This is a genomic window from Streptomyces sp. NPDC048057 (assembly GCF_040653095.1).
In the GTDB taxonomy this organism is placed as follows: Bacteria; Actinomycetota; Actinomycetes; order Streptomycetales; family Streptomycetaceae; genus Streptomyces.
Genome location: NZ_JBEZNF010000001.1, coordinates 166,764 through 180,977 on the forward strand (window position 1 = coordinate 166,764; position 14,214 = coordinate 180,977).

Consider the following 14,214-nt stretch of genomic DNA (forward strand, 5'->3'; position numbering starts at 1 on the left):
GTGATCGATATCAGCGAGTCCGTGATGCAGTTCCTCCTCGCGTTCGTCGTCGTGGGGCCGCTCATCGGGGCCGTGGCCGCCCTGCTGCCCGCCCCGCCCGGCCTGCGGGGCAAGGACCCGGACCAGGCGGTGCTGCGCCACGGCGTGACCGTGACCGGCGCGGTGCTGGCCGCCGCGATCCTGCTCGTCATCGGCTTCGACCACGACCAGCCGTCGAAGATGCAGGCCAGCACGGACATCAGCTGGATCCCCGCACTCGACGTGCGCATCCACCTCGGCATCGACGGCATTTCCCTCCCCCTCCTGGTCCTGACCGCGCTGCTGGCCTTCCTGTGCGCGCTGTACAGCTACTTCAAGATGCCGACGGGGCCCTCCCCGAAGGCGTTCGTCGCGCTGCTGCTCGTCCTCGCATCGGGGACCCTCGCGACCTTCGCGGTCCTCGACCTGCTGCTGTTCTTCCTGGCCTTCGAGATGGTGCTCATCCCGATGTACTTCCTCATCGCCCGCTGGGGCGGCGAGGGCCGGCGGGCCGCCGCCTGGAAGTTCATCCTCTACACGCTGCTCGGTTCGGTCGTCATGCTGCTCGGCTTCCTGCTGATCGGCCTGAAGTCGGGCACGTTCGACATGGTGGCACTCGCCACTGACAACGGCCGTGGCCTGACCACGTCCACGCAGGTCATCGCCGTTTTGGCGATCGGGCTCGGACTCGCGGTCAAGACCCCGATGTGGCCGCTGCACAGCTGGCTGCCCGACGCCCACACCGCCGCGCCGACCGTCGGCTCGGTCCTGCTCGCCGGCGTCCTGCTGAAGATGGGCACGTACGGATTCGTCCGGATCCTCCTGCCGGTGGCGCCCGACGGCATGCAGACCTTCGCGCCCTACCTCGCCGCCTTCGCCGTCGTCGGCATCATCTACGGGTCGCTCGCCTGCCTCGCCCTCGTCAGGAACGGCGCCTCCGGCGACCTGAAGCGCCTGATCGCGTACTCGTCCGTCGGCCACATGGGCTTCGTGCTCCTCGGCATCGCCACCATGACCCCCACCGGCGTCAACGGCGCGCTGTTCGCCAACATCGCCCACGGACTCATCACCGGCCTGCTGTTCTTCCTCGTCGGCGCCGTCAAGGACCGCTACGGCACGGCCGACCTCGACACCCTCGCCGGCGCCACCGGCGCCGCGCTCTACGGCCGCGCACCCCGCCTCGGCGCACTCCTCGCCTTCGCCGCCGTCGCCTCCCTCGGCCTGCCCGGCCTCGCCGGCTTCTGGGGCGAGATGCTGGCGCTCTTCGGCGCCTTCGACCCCGCCCCCGGCCTCAGCCGCCCCGCCTTCCTCACCTTCATGGCGATCGGCGGATTCGGCACCCTGCTCACCGCCGCGTACCTCCTGATCGTCGTCCGCCGCGTGTGCATGGGCGTGCCCGTGCCGGCCGAAGGGGACACCGAGGCCAAGCCCATCCCCGACGTGCAGGCGTACGAGTTCGCCGCGTGGACCCCGCTCGTCGCCCTCACCGTCATCGCCGGGCTGTGGCCCGCGGTCCTCCTCGGCCTCACCGACCCGGCCGTGCAGAAGCTCCTCTCGGGAGGCACCTCGTGACCATCGCTACCGGCACGGCCCCCGCGGCGGCCCACCTGGCGGCGTCCGACGGCGGCACCGGCGGGGTCGCCAGCCTCGTCCAGAACGTCGACTGGGTCACGATCGCACCGCCGACGATCACGGCGGCCGTCGCGCTGCTCCTGCTCGTCGCCGACCTCTTCGTCCCCGAGCGGCGCAAGGGCCTCCTCGGCGTCGGCGCCGTCACCGGCCTGGGCCTCGCCCTCGTCTCCCTCGTACCGCTGCGCGCCGGCGACCGCAGCACGTTCTGCCTCACCACTGATACCGCCACCTGCAGCTACACCGCCGACCGCTTCACCCTCGCGATCCAACTCCTGGTCCTCGGCGGCGCCCTGCTGACCGCGCTGCTCTCGCTCCAGGAGACCCGCCGGAGGCTGCCCGCGGGGGAGTTCTGGTTCCTGCTGCTGGCGTCTGCCGCGGGCGCCGCCCTGCTGCCCGCCTCCCGGGACCTCGCCACCCTGGTCGTCGCTCTCGAAGTCGCCTCCCTGCCCGCGTTCGCCCTCGTCGGACTGCGCCGCGGCGACCGCCTCTCCAGCGAGGCGGCCCTGAAGTTCTTCCTGTCCTCGGTCACCGCGACGGCCGTGACGCTGCTCGGTGTCAGCTTCGTGTACGCGTCCACCGGCAGCCTCCACCTCACCCAGATCGCCGTCGCGGACGTCCCGGGCCAACTGGCCACCCTCGCCAAGGCCGGGGTCGCCCTCACCCTCATCGGCTTCGCCTTCAAGACGGCGGCCGTCCCCTTCCACTTCTGGGTGCCCGAGACCTACGTCGGGGCGCCGCTGCCCGTCGCCGGCTACCTCTCCGTCGTCGGCAAGGCGGTGGGCTTCTCCGGCCTCGTGGTCATCACCGTCATCGGCTTCCCGGGGTACGCCAACGTCTGGGGCCCGGCCCTCGCCGTCCTCGCCGCCGTCACCATGACCGCCGGCAACGTCGCCGCCCTGCGCCAGTCCGCCACGCGCGCGTGGAGCGCCGTCCGCCTCCTGGCCTGGTCGTCCGTCGCGCAGGCGGGCTACATCCTGGTGCCGATCGCCGCCGCCGCGTACTCCAGCGACCACCAGATCGGCTCCACGGTCGCGTACGCGCTCATGTACGCGGTGGTGAACCTCGGCGCCTTCGCGGTGGCCGCACTGGTCGCCCGCACGCACCGGCTGAACCGGATCTCCGACTACCGCGGCCTGTACGCGACCCGACCGCTGACCGCCCTGACCATGGGCTTCTTCCTGCTGTGCCTCGCCGGGCTGCCGCCGGGCATCATCGGCCTCTTCGCCAAGGTGACCGTCTTCTCCTCGGCCGTCGACGCGGGTCTGGGCTGGCTGGCCGTGGTCATGGCCGTCAACGTCGTCATCGCGCTCTATTACTACCTGCGTTGGACGGCGGTCCTCTTCCGCGCCCCCGAGGGGGCCGGCGAAGGCACCGCGGAAGCGGGGCCGGCCGCGGCGGCGGGCGGCACCCTGGCCGTGCCCCGGTCCCTCGCCGCCGCGCTGGCGCTGACCGCCGTCGCGGGCGTCGTCCTGTCCGGCTACCCGCAGCTCGTCCTGCGCTTCGCGGCCGTCGACCTGTTCTGACGCCGCCAACCCCCGTGGTGACGGCACCGCCCCGTGGCGGCGGCTCCGGCCGTCACCCGGATGGCCGGGACGCCCACCGGAGCACCAGGGAACTCGACCCCCTCGCCTGGCGTTGACCAGTACAGAAGGGTCCACTGGAGAGTGGAGACCACGACGCAAGAGGGTTCCCCTGCCGCACCACCTGGAGGGCGTACCGTGCACCGCCGGCACAATGGGCTGAAGACCGCCGTACTCCTCGGGGGACTGTCCGCACTCATCCTCGTCATCGGCAGTTTCTTCGGCCGTACGGGCCTGATCGTCGCCCTCGTCGTGGCGATCGGCACCAATGCGTACGCCTACTGGAACAGCGACAAGCTCGCCCTGCGCGCCATGCGCGCCCGCCCGGTGAGCGAGTTCGAGGCCCCCGGGCTGTACCGGATGGTCCGCGAGCTCTCGACCGCCGCCCGCCAGCCGATGCCGCGCCTCTACATCTCCCCGACCCAGGCGCCGAACGCCTTCGCCACCGGCCGCAATCCCCGGAACGCCGCCGTGTGCTGCACGGAGGGCATCCTCCAGATCCTCGACGAGCGCGAGCTGCGCGGCGTCATCGGCCACGAGCTGAGCCACGTCTACAACCGGGACATCCTGATCTCGTCCGTCGCCGGCGCCCTCGCCTCCGTGGTGATGTTCCTGGTGAACTTCGCCTGGCTGATCCCCGTCGGCCGCTCGGACGACGACGGCCCCGGCATCCTCGGCATGCTGCTGATCATGATCCTGGGGCCGGTGGCGGCGGCCATCATCCAGCTCGCGGTCAGCCGTTCCCGGGAGTACGAGGCGGACGCGTCCGGAGCCCAGCTCACGGGTGACCCGCTGGCTCTGGCCAGCGCGCTGCGGAAGCTCGACGCCGGTACGAAGCAGCTGCCGCTGCCGCCCGAGCCCCGGCTGGAGACCGCGAGCCACATGATGATCGCGAACCCCTTCCGCCCGGGCAAGGGAGCCAAGCTCTTCTCCACCCATCCGCCCATGGCCGAGCGCATCGCCCGACTCGAACAGATGGCAGGTCGACGTCCATGAAGACGATTCTGAACATCATCTGGCTCATACTCTGCGGCTTCTGGATGTTCCTGGGGTACGTGCTCGCCGGGCTGCTGCTGTGCATCACGATCATCGGCATCCCCTTCGGGCTCGCCGCCTTCCGCATCGGCGTCTACGCCCTCTGGCCCTTCGGCTACACGGTGGTCGACCGGCGCGACGCGGGCGCGCCGTCGTGCGTCGGCAACGTGCTGTGGCTGATCCTCGCGGGCTGGTGGCTGGCCCTCGGGCACATCTTCACCGGGATCGCCCTCTGCATCACCATCATCGGAATCCCGCTGGGCATCGCGAACTTCAAGCTGATTCCGGTGTCCCTGATGCCGCTGGGCAAGGAGATCGTCCCCACGGACCAGCCGTTCGCCGCCCGCTGACGCCGCGCGACGGCGCACCTCGCATGCGCCCGCGCCCGTCCTACGGCCGCTTCTGCGTTTCCTTGCGCTTCTGCGTTCCCGTGCGTACGGCGTACAGCAGTGCGCCCAGCGCCACCACGACGGTCCCGGCCGCCACGGACGGCCCCGGCAGCGCGAAGGCCAACGCCACACAGCCGACGGCCCCGCAGACCGCGGTGGTCCGCACGACCCAGGGACGCCGTGGCGCCCCGCCGTCCGCCGCCGTCGCCCGCTCACCGTCCGCACGCACCTTCGTCACACGAACGGGTGTACCTGCCGGAGGTCCGGAACAGAGCGTCCACGCCGACGCGTTGGCCAGGGTGTAGTACAGCAGCACTCCGAATGACGAGAAGCCGATCGCTCCCCGCACGTCCGCCGTCGCCGCCACCACCGCGACGACCAGCCCGACCGCCACCTCCGCCCGGTGCGGCACCTGGAAGCGCGGATGGACCGCGGAGAGCGTGCCCGGCAGATGGCCGTCCCGCGACATCGCCAGTGTCGTGCGGGACACCCCGAGGATCAGCGCGAGCAGCGAGCCGAGCGCCGCGACGGCGGCGCCGACCCGCACCACCGGCACCAACCAGTCAGCGCCCGCGGCGCGCGCCGCGTCCGCGAGCGGAGCACCGGACCGGCCCAGCGCCACCGGCCCCAGGACGGAGAGGACCGAGACGGCGACAGCCGCATAGACGACCAGAGCGATGCCCAGCGCCAGCGGGACGGCCCGCGGGATCGTCCGGGCGGGGTCCCGCACCTCCTCGCCCAGCGTGGCGATCCGCGCGTACCCCGCGAAGGCGAAGAACAGCAGCCCGGCGGCCTGGAACACCCCACTGGCCGAGACGTCGCCGCCCCAGCCCAGCCGCCCCGGGTCGGCCCGGGCCGAGCTGAGAGAGGAGACCACCACGGCCGCGAGGACGGCCAGCACCACCGCGACGACGACCCGCGTCAGCCACGCCGACTTCTGGACACCGCGGTAGTTCAGGGCGGTCAGCGCCACGACCGAGGCGACGGCCACCGCGTGCGCCTGCTCCGGCCAGGCGTACGCCCCGACCGTCAGGGCCATCGCCGCACAGGACGCCGTCTTCCCGACGACGAACGCCCACCCGGCGAGGTAGCCCCAGAAAGGGCCGAGCCGTTCCCGTGCGTAGACGTACGTGCCGCCCGAGGTGGGGTAGACGGCGGCGAGCCGGGCAGATGACATGGCATTGCAGTACGCGACCACGGCAGCGAGCCCCAGACCCAACAACAGCCCCGACCCGGCGGCCCCGGCCGCCGGCCCCAACGCCACGAAGATTCCGGCCCCCACCATCGAACCGAGCCCGATCACGACCGCGTCGAAGACCCCGAGCGTCCGCCTGAGCTGCTGTGTCATGCGCCGCACCCTACTGAGCCCGCGCAACCACTGACCGACCACTCGACGTCATCCCGGATGACACCGCACGAAAGGCAGGTTCACTGCATGAGCATCCTCGCCTGGATCTTCCTCGGGCTGTTCGCCGGAGCCATAGCCAAGATCCTGCTGCCCGGCCGCGACCCGGGCGGATTCATCGGCACCATCCTGATCGGGGTGCTCGGCGCCTTCGTCGGCGGGTGGATCTCGGCCGAGTTCTTCGACCGTGAGATCACCAAGGAGTTCTTCGACGGCACGACCTGGATATCGGCGATCGGCGGCTCCCTGGTGCTGCTCATCGGCTACCGCCTGCTCTTCGGCCACTCGCGGTCCCGCTGAGGCCGGCGCCCGGCCCGGCGTCCGCCGGTCAGCCGGGCTCCGCCAGGCTTCGCTCGGTGGGCGGGGTCAGCCGGGCAGGCCCGTCTCCCGCAGGGTGATGTTCAGCCGCCCGCTGTTCATCCCCGTCGCGGGGTCGGCCGTCCCCGGGTACACCTTCGGCACCCCGTGGTACGCGAACCGTGCGGGCCCGCCGAAGACGAAGAGGTCCCCGGAGACCAACTCCACGTCCGTGTAGGGCCGTCCGCGGGTCTGCGCGTTCCCGAAGCGGAAGAGGCAGGTGTCACCGATGCTCAGCGACACCACCGGTGCGCCGGAGCGCTCCTCCTTGTCCTGGTGCATGCCCATGCGGGCGGCGTCGTCGTAGAAGTTGATCAGCGCGGTGTCGGGGGTGTACGTCCCCGGCGCCACGCCGCTCCCCCCGCCGCCGCTTTCGGCGCGGCCTTCGGAGCCGTATGCCGAGGTCAGCGCAGCGCGGCCCAACTCCACCAGCCAGTCGGGGAAGTCGGCGACGCGGGCGCCGTTCACGTCGTCCGCGGTGCGGCTGTACCAGTACGGCTGCCAGTGCCAGCCCACGCACACCGTCCGCACGGACATCACACCGCCGCCCGGCAGGAGCGTGTGCCGCATCGGCACCGGTCCGCGGGCCCAGGTGCGGCAGGACTCGACGAGTTCCCGCTGCCGCGCCGTCGACAGCCACCCCGGCACGTGCACCGCGCCGGGGGCGATGACCCGGGGCTCCCTCGGGAAGAGCGCCCCCTCGCCGCCCGCGCCTTCCTCCGTACCGCCGGGGCTCATGACGCCAGCGCGCCCTCAAGGCCCAGCAGTCGTTCCTTGCGCTCCAGCCCCGCGGCGTACCCCCGCAGTGCGCCGTCCGCCCCGATCACCCGGTGGCAGGGCCGGACCACCAGCAGCGGGTTCCGCCCGATCGCGGTGCCCACCGCCCGCACCCCGGCCTGCGAGGTGCCGACCTGGCGCGCGATGTCGCCGTAGGTGCAGGTCGTCCCGTACGGGATGGTCTCCAGCGCGCGCCACACGCGCCGCTGGAAGTCGGTGCCCTCGTCCGCGTAGGCGAGGGTGAAGCGGGTCAGCCGCCCCTCGAAGTACGCGGTCAGCTGGCTGCGGACCTCCGCGAAGGCGGCGGCGTCGCGGCGCCAGCCGTCCTGCACGGTGGCCGCGCCCTTCTGCTCGGGGAGCGACAGCGAGACGAGCGCGGTGCCGCCGGGGGCCTCGGCGGACGCGACGCCGACGAGCAGCAGTTCGCCCACCGGGCTGTCGAAGGTCGTGTGGACCGTGTCGGCCGCAAGGGCCTCGGCGGCCGTCGTGGGTGCGACGGTCGTGACGTCGGTCATGGCTCGCTCCTCTCTTCGTGGCGCCCGCGGGGAGTCCGCGGCGGCGTCCCCGCTGTCCGTACGCCTATGAGTCTGCGCCGTGCGCCCCGCCGGAGCTGGCGGAAAACGGACGTGGCACCCAGGTGGCGACAGCAGCACCGGAAGAGTGCGGACGGCCCGGCCGCGTTCCGTGCGGACCGGGCCGGTGCGTCAGCGGTAGTTGACGAACTGGACGGCGAAGTCCAGGTCCTGCTCGCGCAGCAGCGTCTGCACGGCCTGGAGGTCGTCCCGGCTCTTCGAGCTGACCCGCAGCTCGTCGCCCTGGACCTGTGCCTTCACGCCCTTGGGGCCCTCGTCACGAATGATCTTCGCGACCTTCTTCGCGTTCTCCTGGGTGATGCCCTCCTGGATGGACGCGAAGATCTTGTACTCCTTGCCGGAGAGCTGCGGCTCCCCGGCGTCCAGCGCCTTCAGCGAGATGCCCCGCTTGATCAGCTTGGACTGGAACACGTCGAGGATCGCGGTGACCCGCTCCTCGGAGTTCGCCTGCATCAGGATCTTCTCGCCCGACCAGGCGATCGACGCCCCGACGTTCTTGAAGTCGTAGCGCTGGGAGATCTCCTTCGCGGCCTGGTTGAGGGCGTTGTCGACCTCCTGCCGCTCGACCTTCGAGACGATGTCGAAACTGGAGTCGGCCATGTCCTGTGCTCCTTGTATCTGGATGCGGAAACACGCGGCCCGAAGCTCCGAACCGCTCGGCCAAGCCTAGTCACCCCGGCGTTCCTCCACGGCTGATCAATCCGGTGGCGGAGCACCCCTGCGCATCGGGTATCGTTTACGTCGTCGCCACGGAGCACCGCGGGGAGCGCCGCAGGACAGCGGACTTCTTCAAGGCTCGGGGTGACGTCCCATGGCGGTGTGCCCGAGTGGCCAATGGGAGCGGACTGTAAATCCGTCGGCTTAGCCTACCCAGGTTCGAATCCTGGCGCCGCCACACTTTGGAACGGCCCCTGATCTGCGGAAACGCTGACCAGGGGCCGTTCTGGTGTGTAAGTGCCGCCCGGCCACCCTCTCTGCCCGCCTGTGTGGACGGAGTGTGGACGGGCTCGCGCCACGGATCAGTCGGTGTCCGCGAGGCGGAAGGAGAGTTCGATCTCCCACTTGTCCATGTCGGGCTCGACGCTCGGGTCGGTCAGATACGACTCCAACCGGCAGCCCCACCGCTCCGCGCCGCCCTCCAGCGGGGTCATGTCCCAGGTCAGACCCTCCTCGTCCGCCCAGGTGCGGAGGGCCGTGATGACGTCGAAGAGCTGGTCGGGATGGCCGGTGTGGCGGACCGTGGCATAGCGGCCGGCGGGCAGGGCGCCCGTCTGGATGTCACCCTCCGGGGCCGGCGCGGCGACGACGGGCACGCCCGCCTCCACGTCCGACTCGCCGTCCATGTCGACGGTGTTGAAGCGGAAGAACGGCGCCCCGGCGAACTCCGCGCCCTGCGCGGAGAGCCAGCCGATCAGCTCGCCCAGTCGGTCGGCGATCAGGCCGAAGTTGTCCATGCGGACCGAGCCGCGGATGAAGGCGTACGGCTGGTCCGGCTGGACGCTGAGCACGGGCCGAAGCGCCGCGCCCGCAGCGGCCCCTGATGTGCCGTTCGGTCCGGTGGCGGTCTCGTTGTGGCTGTCGTGGTTCATGGTGCTTGGACCTCCGTACGCTCGTGAACTCATCGCCCCCGTGCGCCGCCCGCGCTCTTCCAGCCGCTCAGTTCCCCGCGACGTCCCGCACCGCGACCATCACCGGCACCGCGCCGCCGATCAGTTCGAGGGTCAGGCCCGCCGTCGCCGGGGTGTCGAGGAGCTCGGCGAGGACCGCCGCCACGTCGTCCCGCGCCACCAGCCCGCGGCCCGTCGACGCCTGAAGGTCCACCAGGCCCGTCCCGGCGTCGTTCGTCAGCGAGCCGGGGCGCAGGATCGTCCAGTCGAGGCCGGACCTGGCCCGTACGTCGTCGTCCGCGGCGCCCTTCGCCCGCAGGTACACGTCGAACTGGCCCTCGCCCTCGTGCCGGGCGTCCGCCCCCATGGAGGAGACGACGACGAAGCGCCGTACGCCCGCCCGCTCGGCCGCGTCGGCGAAGAGGACCGCCGCGCCCCGGTCGACGGTGTCCTTGCGGGGGACGCCGCTGCCCGGCCCGGCGCCCGCGGCGAACACCGCGGCGTCGGCGCCCCGCAGCACGTCGGCGACCTCGTCGACCGCCGCTGACTCCAGGTCCAGCACCACCGGCTCCGCGCCGGCCTCCCGCAGGTCGTCCGACTGCCCGGCCGAGCGGATGATCCCCGCCACCTCGTGCCCGCCCGCCGAGAGCAACCGCTCCAGCCGCAGGGCGATCTGACCGTGTCCTCCAGCGATCACAATGCGCATGGGTCCGACCGTACGCCCCGCCGCTTCCGCGCGCGATCGTCGACCGCCGGGGCGGGGCCCGATCCGGTCGGGCTCAGTGGCGGACCTGACGCGGCAGTTCCAGCGCCACCGCCACCGCCGAGTCGCAGTACTCCCGCACCGCGCTGGTGCGTGCCACCACGCGCCCCCGGTGGATGACGATCCTGCTGTACGCGAGTGACAGCACGCCCGAGATCCGCTCCCCGCGCACCGCCAGCAGTTCCGCGGGGAACCCCGCCTCCACCCGTACCTCCGGCAGCCCCATCGTCGCCCGGGCCGACGCCGCGACCGCCGCGTACGCCTCCTCCGCGGCCAGCCCGTCGCGCGACGCCAGGAGGTACGCCGCCTCCAGCGGGTCGCCGCGGCCGACCGGGTTCGACACGTCCCGCAGCGCACCGCTGCCGGCGGCCACCCGCACCCCCGCGGCGCGCAGCAGGCGCACCGGCGCCGAGCCGCGCTGCTCCAGTGCGCCGCAGCCGCCCTGCGGCAGGCAGACCACGGTGACGCCGGCCGCCGCGAGCTGGTCGGCGGCGCGGGCGGCGATCTCGTGGGGCAGTCGTGCGAGCCCGGCGCACGGTCCGATCGCCACGCCCGGCCGCACCGCGCCGGCCATGGCGGCGAGCCGGGCGAGCCGGGCCGGGTCGTCGCCGTGCGTGTGCAGGTCGACGGGGCAGCCGTGTTCGGCCGCGACTTCCAGCAGGGCCTCCACGTACCCGGTCGGGTCGGGGTCGGCGTCCGGGCAGCCGCCGACCACCGCGGCGCCCATCTTCAGCGCGTCCCGCAGCATCGCGAGCCCGTCCGCGCCGGCGACGCCGGTCAGCAGCCGCGGCACCGCCACGGCCGTCAGATCGGTCAGCCCGCGCAGCGAGCGGCGCGCCTGGAGCACCGCCTCCAGCGGTCCGAGGCCCTGCACGTCCCCGATGCGCACGTGCGAGCGCAGCGCCGTCGCGCCGTGGCCGAGTTGCAGCAGTGCGGCCTCGGTGGCGCGGCGCTGCACGTCGTCCGTCTGGTACGAGACGGGGCCCGGCACGTCCGCGGTGAGGGCGGTGTCGCCGTGGCCGTGCGGTTCGGCGGGCGCGGGCAGCAGCAGGTAGCCGGTCAGGTCGACCCGGGAGGAGTGCGGGGTGAGGCTGCCGGCGGTGCCGACGGCCTCGATGCGCCCGCAGCTCAGCCGCACGTCGACGGTGCGGCCGTCCGCCAGCCGGGCGCCGCAGAGCAGCAGCGCGGTGGAGTCGGAGGTGGGGCCGTCGGAGGGCTGCGGCTGGCTGTCGGGCATCGCGCTCCTGTGGATCGGGCCCCGGCGATCTCGACGGATGGAGTCGGATCGCATCGGGTCGGACCGGACCGGGCTGGCCGCGTGGGGGAGGGGAAGGACCGGGAAGGTCACGCAGCGTGAGTCGAGCCTAGGGGTGGCCGGGGCCGGCTTCGAGGAAGAGCGGAATAGTCGTACCGGTGTGCCCACCTGCGGTTTGCCCGAAGGGCGCCGGAGTACGAGCCGGAGCGCGGCGCCTGCGATGGCGGATGGGGCCGGTGGGGCGATGTTCGCGGCCCCGGGCGGCGGAGGGGCTCCAGTGCCACGTAAGGACCCGGGTGAGGGCCCGAGTGAGGAACCCGGGTGAGCGCCCACGCCGGGCCCCGGAGACGGACCGGGGGCGAGCAAGGGGAGGAGTGGGCGTGGACCGGGACGAGGACCGCGAAACGGATTTGGGCGAACGGCCGGCGACCGTGTAATGTCTTCATCGCTCGCCCCAATAGCTCAGTCGGTAGAGCGTCTCCATGGTAAGGAGAAGGTCTACGGTTCGATTCCGTATTGGGGCTCTGATGTCGGGGACCCTCGCTTTCGGGCGAGGGAATCCGATGTCGCAGCGGTGTAGCTCAGTCGGTAGAGCAAGCGGCTCATAATCGCTGTGTCACCGGTTCAAGTCCGGTCACCGCTACACACAGTAGCCGATTGTGGGGTCGGTCCTCCGATCGGCTACTCTTTTATGCGTTTGTATCCCCCGCCCATCCGTCCGTCCAAGGAGCACTCACGTGGCTGCCACCGACGTCCGCCCGAAGATCACGCTGGCCTGCGTGGAGTGCAAGGAGCGGAACTACATCACCAAGAAGAACCGGCGCAACAACCCGGACCGTCTTGAGATGAAGAAGCACTGCCCCCGCTGCAAGGCGCACACCGCGCACCGCGAGACCCGCTGACGCAGGCTCGTACGCTCAGGCACGACAGAGGCCGTTCCCGCCATGGGGACGGCCTTCCGTCGTTTGATCACCCGATCGTGAGTGAACGGCCGCGATCCTGCGTGGCCTCGCGATCACCCCGTCAGATCATTGTGAGGAGTGAGCCACCACATGGCCCTCGATCAGTCCTTCGTGGGGCGGAGTTATCCGCCCACCTCGCCCTATGAGGTCGGCCGGGAGAAGATCCGCGAATTCGCAGAGGCGATCGGGGACGCCCATCCGGCGTACACCGACGCGGAGGCCGCGAAGGCGCTCGGGTACCAGGACGTGATCGCCCCGCCGACCTTTGTCTTCTCGATCACCTATCGGGCGGCCGGCGTCGTGGTGCAGGACCCGCAGCTCGGGCTGGACTACAGCCGGGTGGTGCACGGCGCGCAGCGCTTCGCGTACACCAGGCCGGTGCGGGCCGGGGACCGGCTCACCGTCGTCTCGACGATCGAGGGCGTCAAGTCCATGGCGGGCAACGACGTCCTGGACATCCGGGGCGAGGTGCACGACGAGTCCGGTGAACACGTGGTGACCGCGTGGACCAAACTGGTGGCGCGCGCTGCCGAGGAGGCGTGATGGCGGCGAAGGTGTCCTACGCGGACGTCGAGGTCGGGACCGAGCTGCCGGCGCAGAGCTTCCCCGTGGTGCGGTCGACGCTGGTCCGGTACGCGGGGGCGTCCGGGGACTTCAACCCGATCCACTGGAACGAGAAGTTCGCCGTCGAGGTCGGGCTGCCGAACGTGATCGCGCACGGCATGTTCACCATGGCCGAGGCGGCCCGGGTGGTCACGGACTGGGTCGGCGACCCGGGGGCTGTCGTCGACTACTCGGTGCGCTTCACCAAGCCCGTGGTCGTGCCCAACGACGACGAGGGCGCGCTGATCGAGGTCAGCGGGAAGGTCGCGGCGCTGCTGGACGACCACGCGGTGCGCGTCGACCTGACGGCCGTCAGCGCCGGGCAGAAGGTGCTGGGGATGGCCCGCGCGGTCGTCCGGCTGGCCTGAGCCACGGCCGTACGGCCCGGCTCTTGGACGTGGGGAACGCAGGGAAAGGGGACCCTCCCGAGGGGGGTCCCCTTTCGCGTGCGGGCGGCTGTCCGCGGGAGCGCGCCGGCGGCGCTTGACAGGGTAGTGATTGGTCACTAACTTTCTCTCCATGGTCAGGATGAGTGCGGAAGAGCGGCGCGAGAGCGTCATCCGGGCGGCGATCTCAGAGTTCGCCGTCGGGGGGTACAACGGCACGTCGACGGAGGCGATCGCCCGCCGCGTCGGCGTCTCCCAGCCGTATCTCTTCCGGCTCTTCAAGAGCAAGCGGGAGTTGTTCCTCGCGGCCACCAGGCGCTGCATGGAGGACATGGTCCGGGTGTTCGCGGGCGCCTTGGAGGAGTCGCCCGACGCCGACCCCGAGGTCGTGATGGCCGGCGCGTACTTCCGGCTGATCGGCGACCGGGAGAAGCTCCTGATGCAGATGCAGGTCTACGTGGCCGTGGCCACGGCCGAGGCCGCGGGGGACACCGAGTTCGGCGATGCCGTGCGGCGCGCCTGGCTGGAGATCTGGGACCTGGCGAGCGACGCCCTCGGGGGCGACCCCGAGCACCTGGGGCGGTTCATGAGCTACGGGATGCTGATCAACGTGCTGGTGTCCCTGGGCTTCCCCGACGACCACCGGGTGTGGCGCGACTACTTCCCGCTCAGGCCCGGCAGCGGCGCCGTCGAGTAGGGCGCGTCCGCGTGCGGTCTCCACCCCGGGCGGGGTGGATGTCGCATGGCCAAGAAAGTTAGTGACTGATTACTAATCTTTGTGGGTGCGCCGCACGGCGGAACCCGAGAGCACACACCAGAAATGGGGGAGGACACCGTGAAGGACACGGCACA

At 71.7% G+C, this 14,214-nt stretch carries 16 protein-coding genes and 3 tRNA genes; 12 read left to right on the plus strand and 7 right to left on the minus strand.

What is annotated here, in order from left to right; all coding sequences use genetic code 11:
* The 4 genes from AB0E05_RS00770 (at position 1) to AB0E05_RS00785 (ending at position 4,615) form a co-directional block, all read left to right on the plus strand.
* The gene (locus AB0E05_RS00770) at positions 1 to 1,590 is read left to right on the plus strand and encodes an NADH-quinone oxidoreductase subunit M (RefSeq protein ID WP_361956525.1); all 1,590 of its coding nucleotides are present in this window, start codon (positions 1 to 3) and stop codon (positions 1,588 to 1,590) included.
* A 35-nt stretch (positions 1,591 to 1,625) separates the two neighbouring features.
* Entirely contained in the window at positions 1,626 to 3,173 is a 1,548-nt protein-coding gene (locus AB0E05_RS00775; protein ID WP_361957241.1) for an NADH-quinone oxidoreductase subunit N, read from the plus strand.
* A gap of 195 nt (positions 3,174 to 3,368) precedes the next feature.
* Positions 3,369 to 4,226, plus strand: coding sequence for a zinc metalloprotease HtpX (gene htpX / locus AB0E05_RS00780; protein ID WP_361530530.1), 858 nt, complete (start codon positions 3,369 to 3,371; stop codon positions 4,224 to 4,226).
* Positions 4,223 to 4,615: a YccF domain-containing protein gene (locus tag AB0E05_RS00785; RefSeq protein WP_361956530.1), complete on the plus strand. Its 393-nt coding sequence runs from the start codon at positions 4,223 to 4,225 to the stop codon at positions 4,613 to 4,615. Before htpX ends, AB0E05_RS00785 begins: the two co-directional genes overlap by 4 nt.
* A 40-nt stretch (positions 4,616 to 4,655) precedes the next feature.
* Here the strand turns inward: AB0E05_RS00785 and AB0E05_RS00790 are convergent, their stop codons facing one another.
* On the minus strand, positions 4,656 to 6,002 hold the full coding sequence (locus AB0E05_RS00790; protein ID WP_361956533.1) for an APC family permease: 1,347 nt from the start codon (positions 6,000 to 6,002) through the stop codon (positions 4,656 to 4,658).
* Positions 6,003 to 6,089: 87 nt separating this feature from the next.
* On the opposite strand from AB0E05_RS00790, the gene AB0E05_RS00795 reads away from it, so the two are divergent.
* Positions 6,090 to 6,359: a GlsB/YeaQ/YmgE family stress response membrane protein gene (locus AB0E05_RS00795; RefSeq protein WP_361956536.1), complete on the plus strand. Its 270-nt coding sequence runs from the start codon at positions 6,090 to 6,092 to the stop codon at positions 6,357 to 6,359.
* Between the two features lie 66 nt (positions 6,360 to 6,425).
* Here the strand turns inward: AB0E05_RS00795 and AB0E05_RS00800 are convergent, their stop codons facing one another.
* From AB0E05_RS00800 to AB0E05_RS00810, 3 genes are all read right to left on the minus strand, one after another.
* Entirely contained in the window at positions 6,426 to 7,154 is a 729-nt protein-coding gene (locus AB0E05_RS00800; RefSeq protein ID WP_361956539.1) for an alpha-ketoglutarate-dependent dioxygenase AlkB, read from the minus strand.
* Positions 7,151 to 7,708 (minus strand): methylated-DNA--[protein]-cysteine S-methyltransferase, encoded by a 558-nt coding sequence (locus AB0E05_RS00805; RefSeq protein WP_361956542.1) that lies wholly within the window; start codon positions 7,706 to 7,708, stop codon positions 7,151 to 7,153. Before AB0E05_RS00805 ends, AB0E05_RS00800 begins: the two co-directional genes overlap by 4 nt.
* A 189-nt stretch (positions 7,709 to 7,897) precedes the next feature.
* Positions 7,898 to 8,386: a YajQ family cyclic di-GMP-binding protein gene (locus tag AB0E05_RS00810; RefSeq protein ID WP_361956545.1), complete on the minus strand. Its 489-nt coding sequence runs from the start codon at positions 8,384 to 8,386 to the stop codon at positions 7,898 to 7,900.
* A 213-nt stretch (positions 8,387 to 8,599) separates the two neighbouring features.
* On the opposite strand from AB0E05_RS00810, the gene AB0E05_RS00815 reads away from it, so the two are divergent.
* Positions 8,600 to 8,681, plus strand: a tRNA-Tyr gene (locus AB0E05_RS00815).
* Between the two features lie 124 nt (positions 8,682 to 8,805).
* On the opposite strand, the gene AB0E05_RS00820 is transcribed toward AB0E05_RS00815, so the two are convergent.
* The 3 genes from AB0E05_RS00820 to AB0E05_RS00830 form a co-directional block, all read right to left on the minus strand.
* On the minus strand, positions 8,806 to 9,375 hold the full coding sequence (locus AB0E05_RS00820) for a GyrI-like domain-containing protein (protein ID WP_361956548.1): 570 nt from the start codon (positions 9,373 to 9,375) through the stop codon (positions 8,806 to 8,808).
* Positions 9,376 to 9,442: 67 nt separating this feature from the next.
* Positions 9,443 to 10,099, minus strand: a complete 657-nt coding sequence (locus AB0E05_RS00825) for an SDR family oxidoreductase (protein WP_361956551.1) — start codon at positions 10,097 to 10,099, stop codon at positions 9,443 to 9,445.
* A 73-nt stretch (positions 10,100 to 10,172) separates the two neighbouring features.
* Positions 10,173 to 11,393 carry an amidohydrolase family protein gene (locus AB0E05_RS00830; RefSeq protein WP_361956554.1) on the minus strand — a complete coding sequence of 407 codons (1,221 nt, stop codon included), beginning with the start codon at positions 11,391 to 11,393 and terminating at the stop codon, positions 10,173 to 10,175.
* A 469-nt stretch (positions 11,394 to 11,862) separates the two neighbouring features.
* Between AB0E05_RS00830 and AB0E05_RS00835 the strand changes: the two genes are divergently transcribed.
* The 6 genes from AB0E05_RS00835 (at position 11,863) to AB0E05_RS00860 (ending at position 14,059) form a co-directional block, all read left to right on the plus strand.
* Positions 11,863 to 11,935: transfer RNA gene (locus AB0E05_RS00835), tRNA-Thr, on the plus strand.
* Positions 11,936 to 11,981: 46 nt separating this feature from the next.
* A tRNA-Met gene (locus AB0E05_RS00840) sits at positions 11,982 to 12,054 on the plus strand.
* A 94-nt stretch (positions 12,055 to 12,148) separates the two neighbouring features.
* Positions 12,149 to 12,313 carry a 50S ribosomal protein L33 gene (rpmG, locus tag AB0E05_RS00845; RefSeq protein WP_006347275.1) on the plus strand — a complete coding sequence of 55 codons (165 nt, stop codon included), beginning with the start codon at positions 12,149 to 12,151 and terminating at the stop codon, positions 12,311 to 12,313.
* Positions 12,314 to 12,463: 150 nt separating this feature from the next.
* Complete coding sequence (locus AB0E05_RS00850; protein WP_361956557.1) at positions 12,464 to 12,916, plus strand: MaoC family dehydratase N-terminal domain-containing protein; 453 nt, start codon at positions 12,464 to 12,466, stop codon at positions 12,914 to 12,916.
* Positions 12,916 to 13,344, plus strand: coding sequence for a MaoC family dehydratase (locus AB0E05_RS00855; RefSeq protein ID WP_361956560.1), 429 nt, complete (start codon positions 12,916 to 12,918; stop codon positions 13,342 to 13,344). Before AB0E05_RS00850 ends, AB0E05_RS00855 begins: the two co-directional genes overlap by 1 nt.
* A 151-nt stretch (positions 13,345 to 13,495) precedes the next feature.
* Positions 13,496 to 14,059, plus strand: coding sequence for a TetR/AcrR family transcriptional regulator (locus AB0E05_RS00860; RefSeq protein WP_361956563.1), 564 nt, complete (start codon positions 13,496 to 13,498; stop codon positions 14,057 to 14,059).
* Positions 14,060 to 14,214 lie beyond the last annotated feature (155 nt).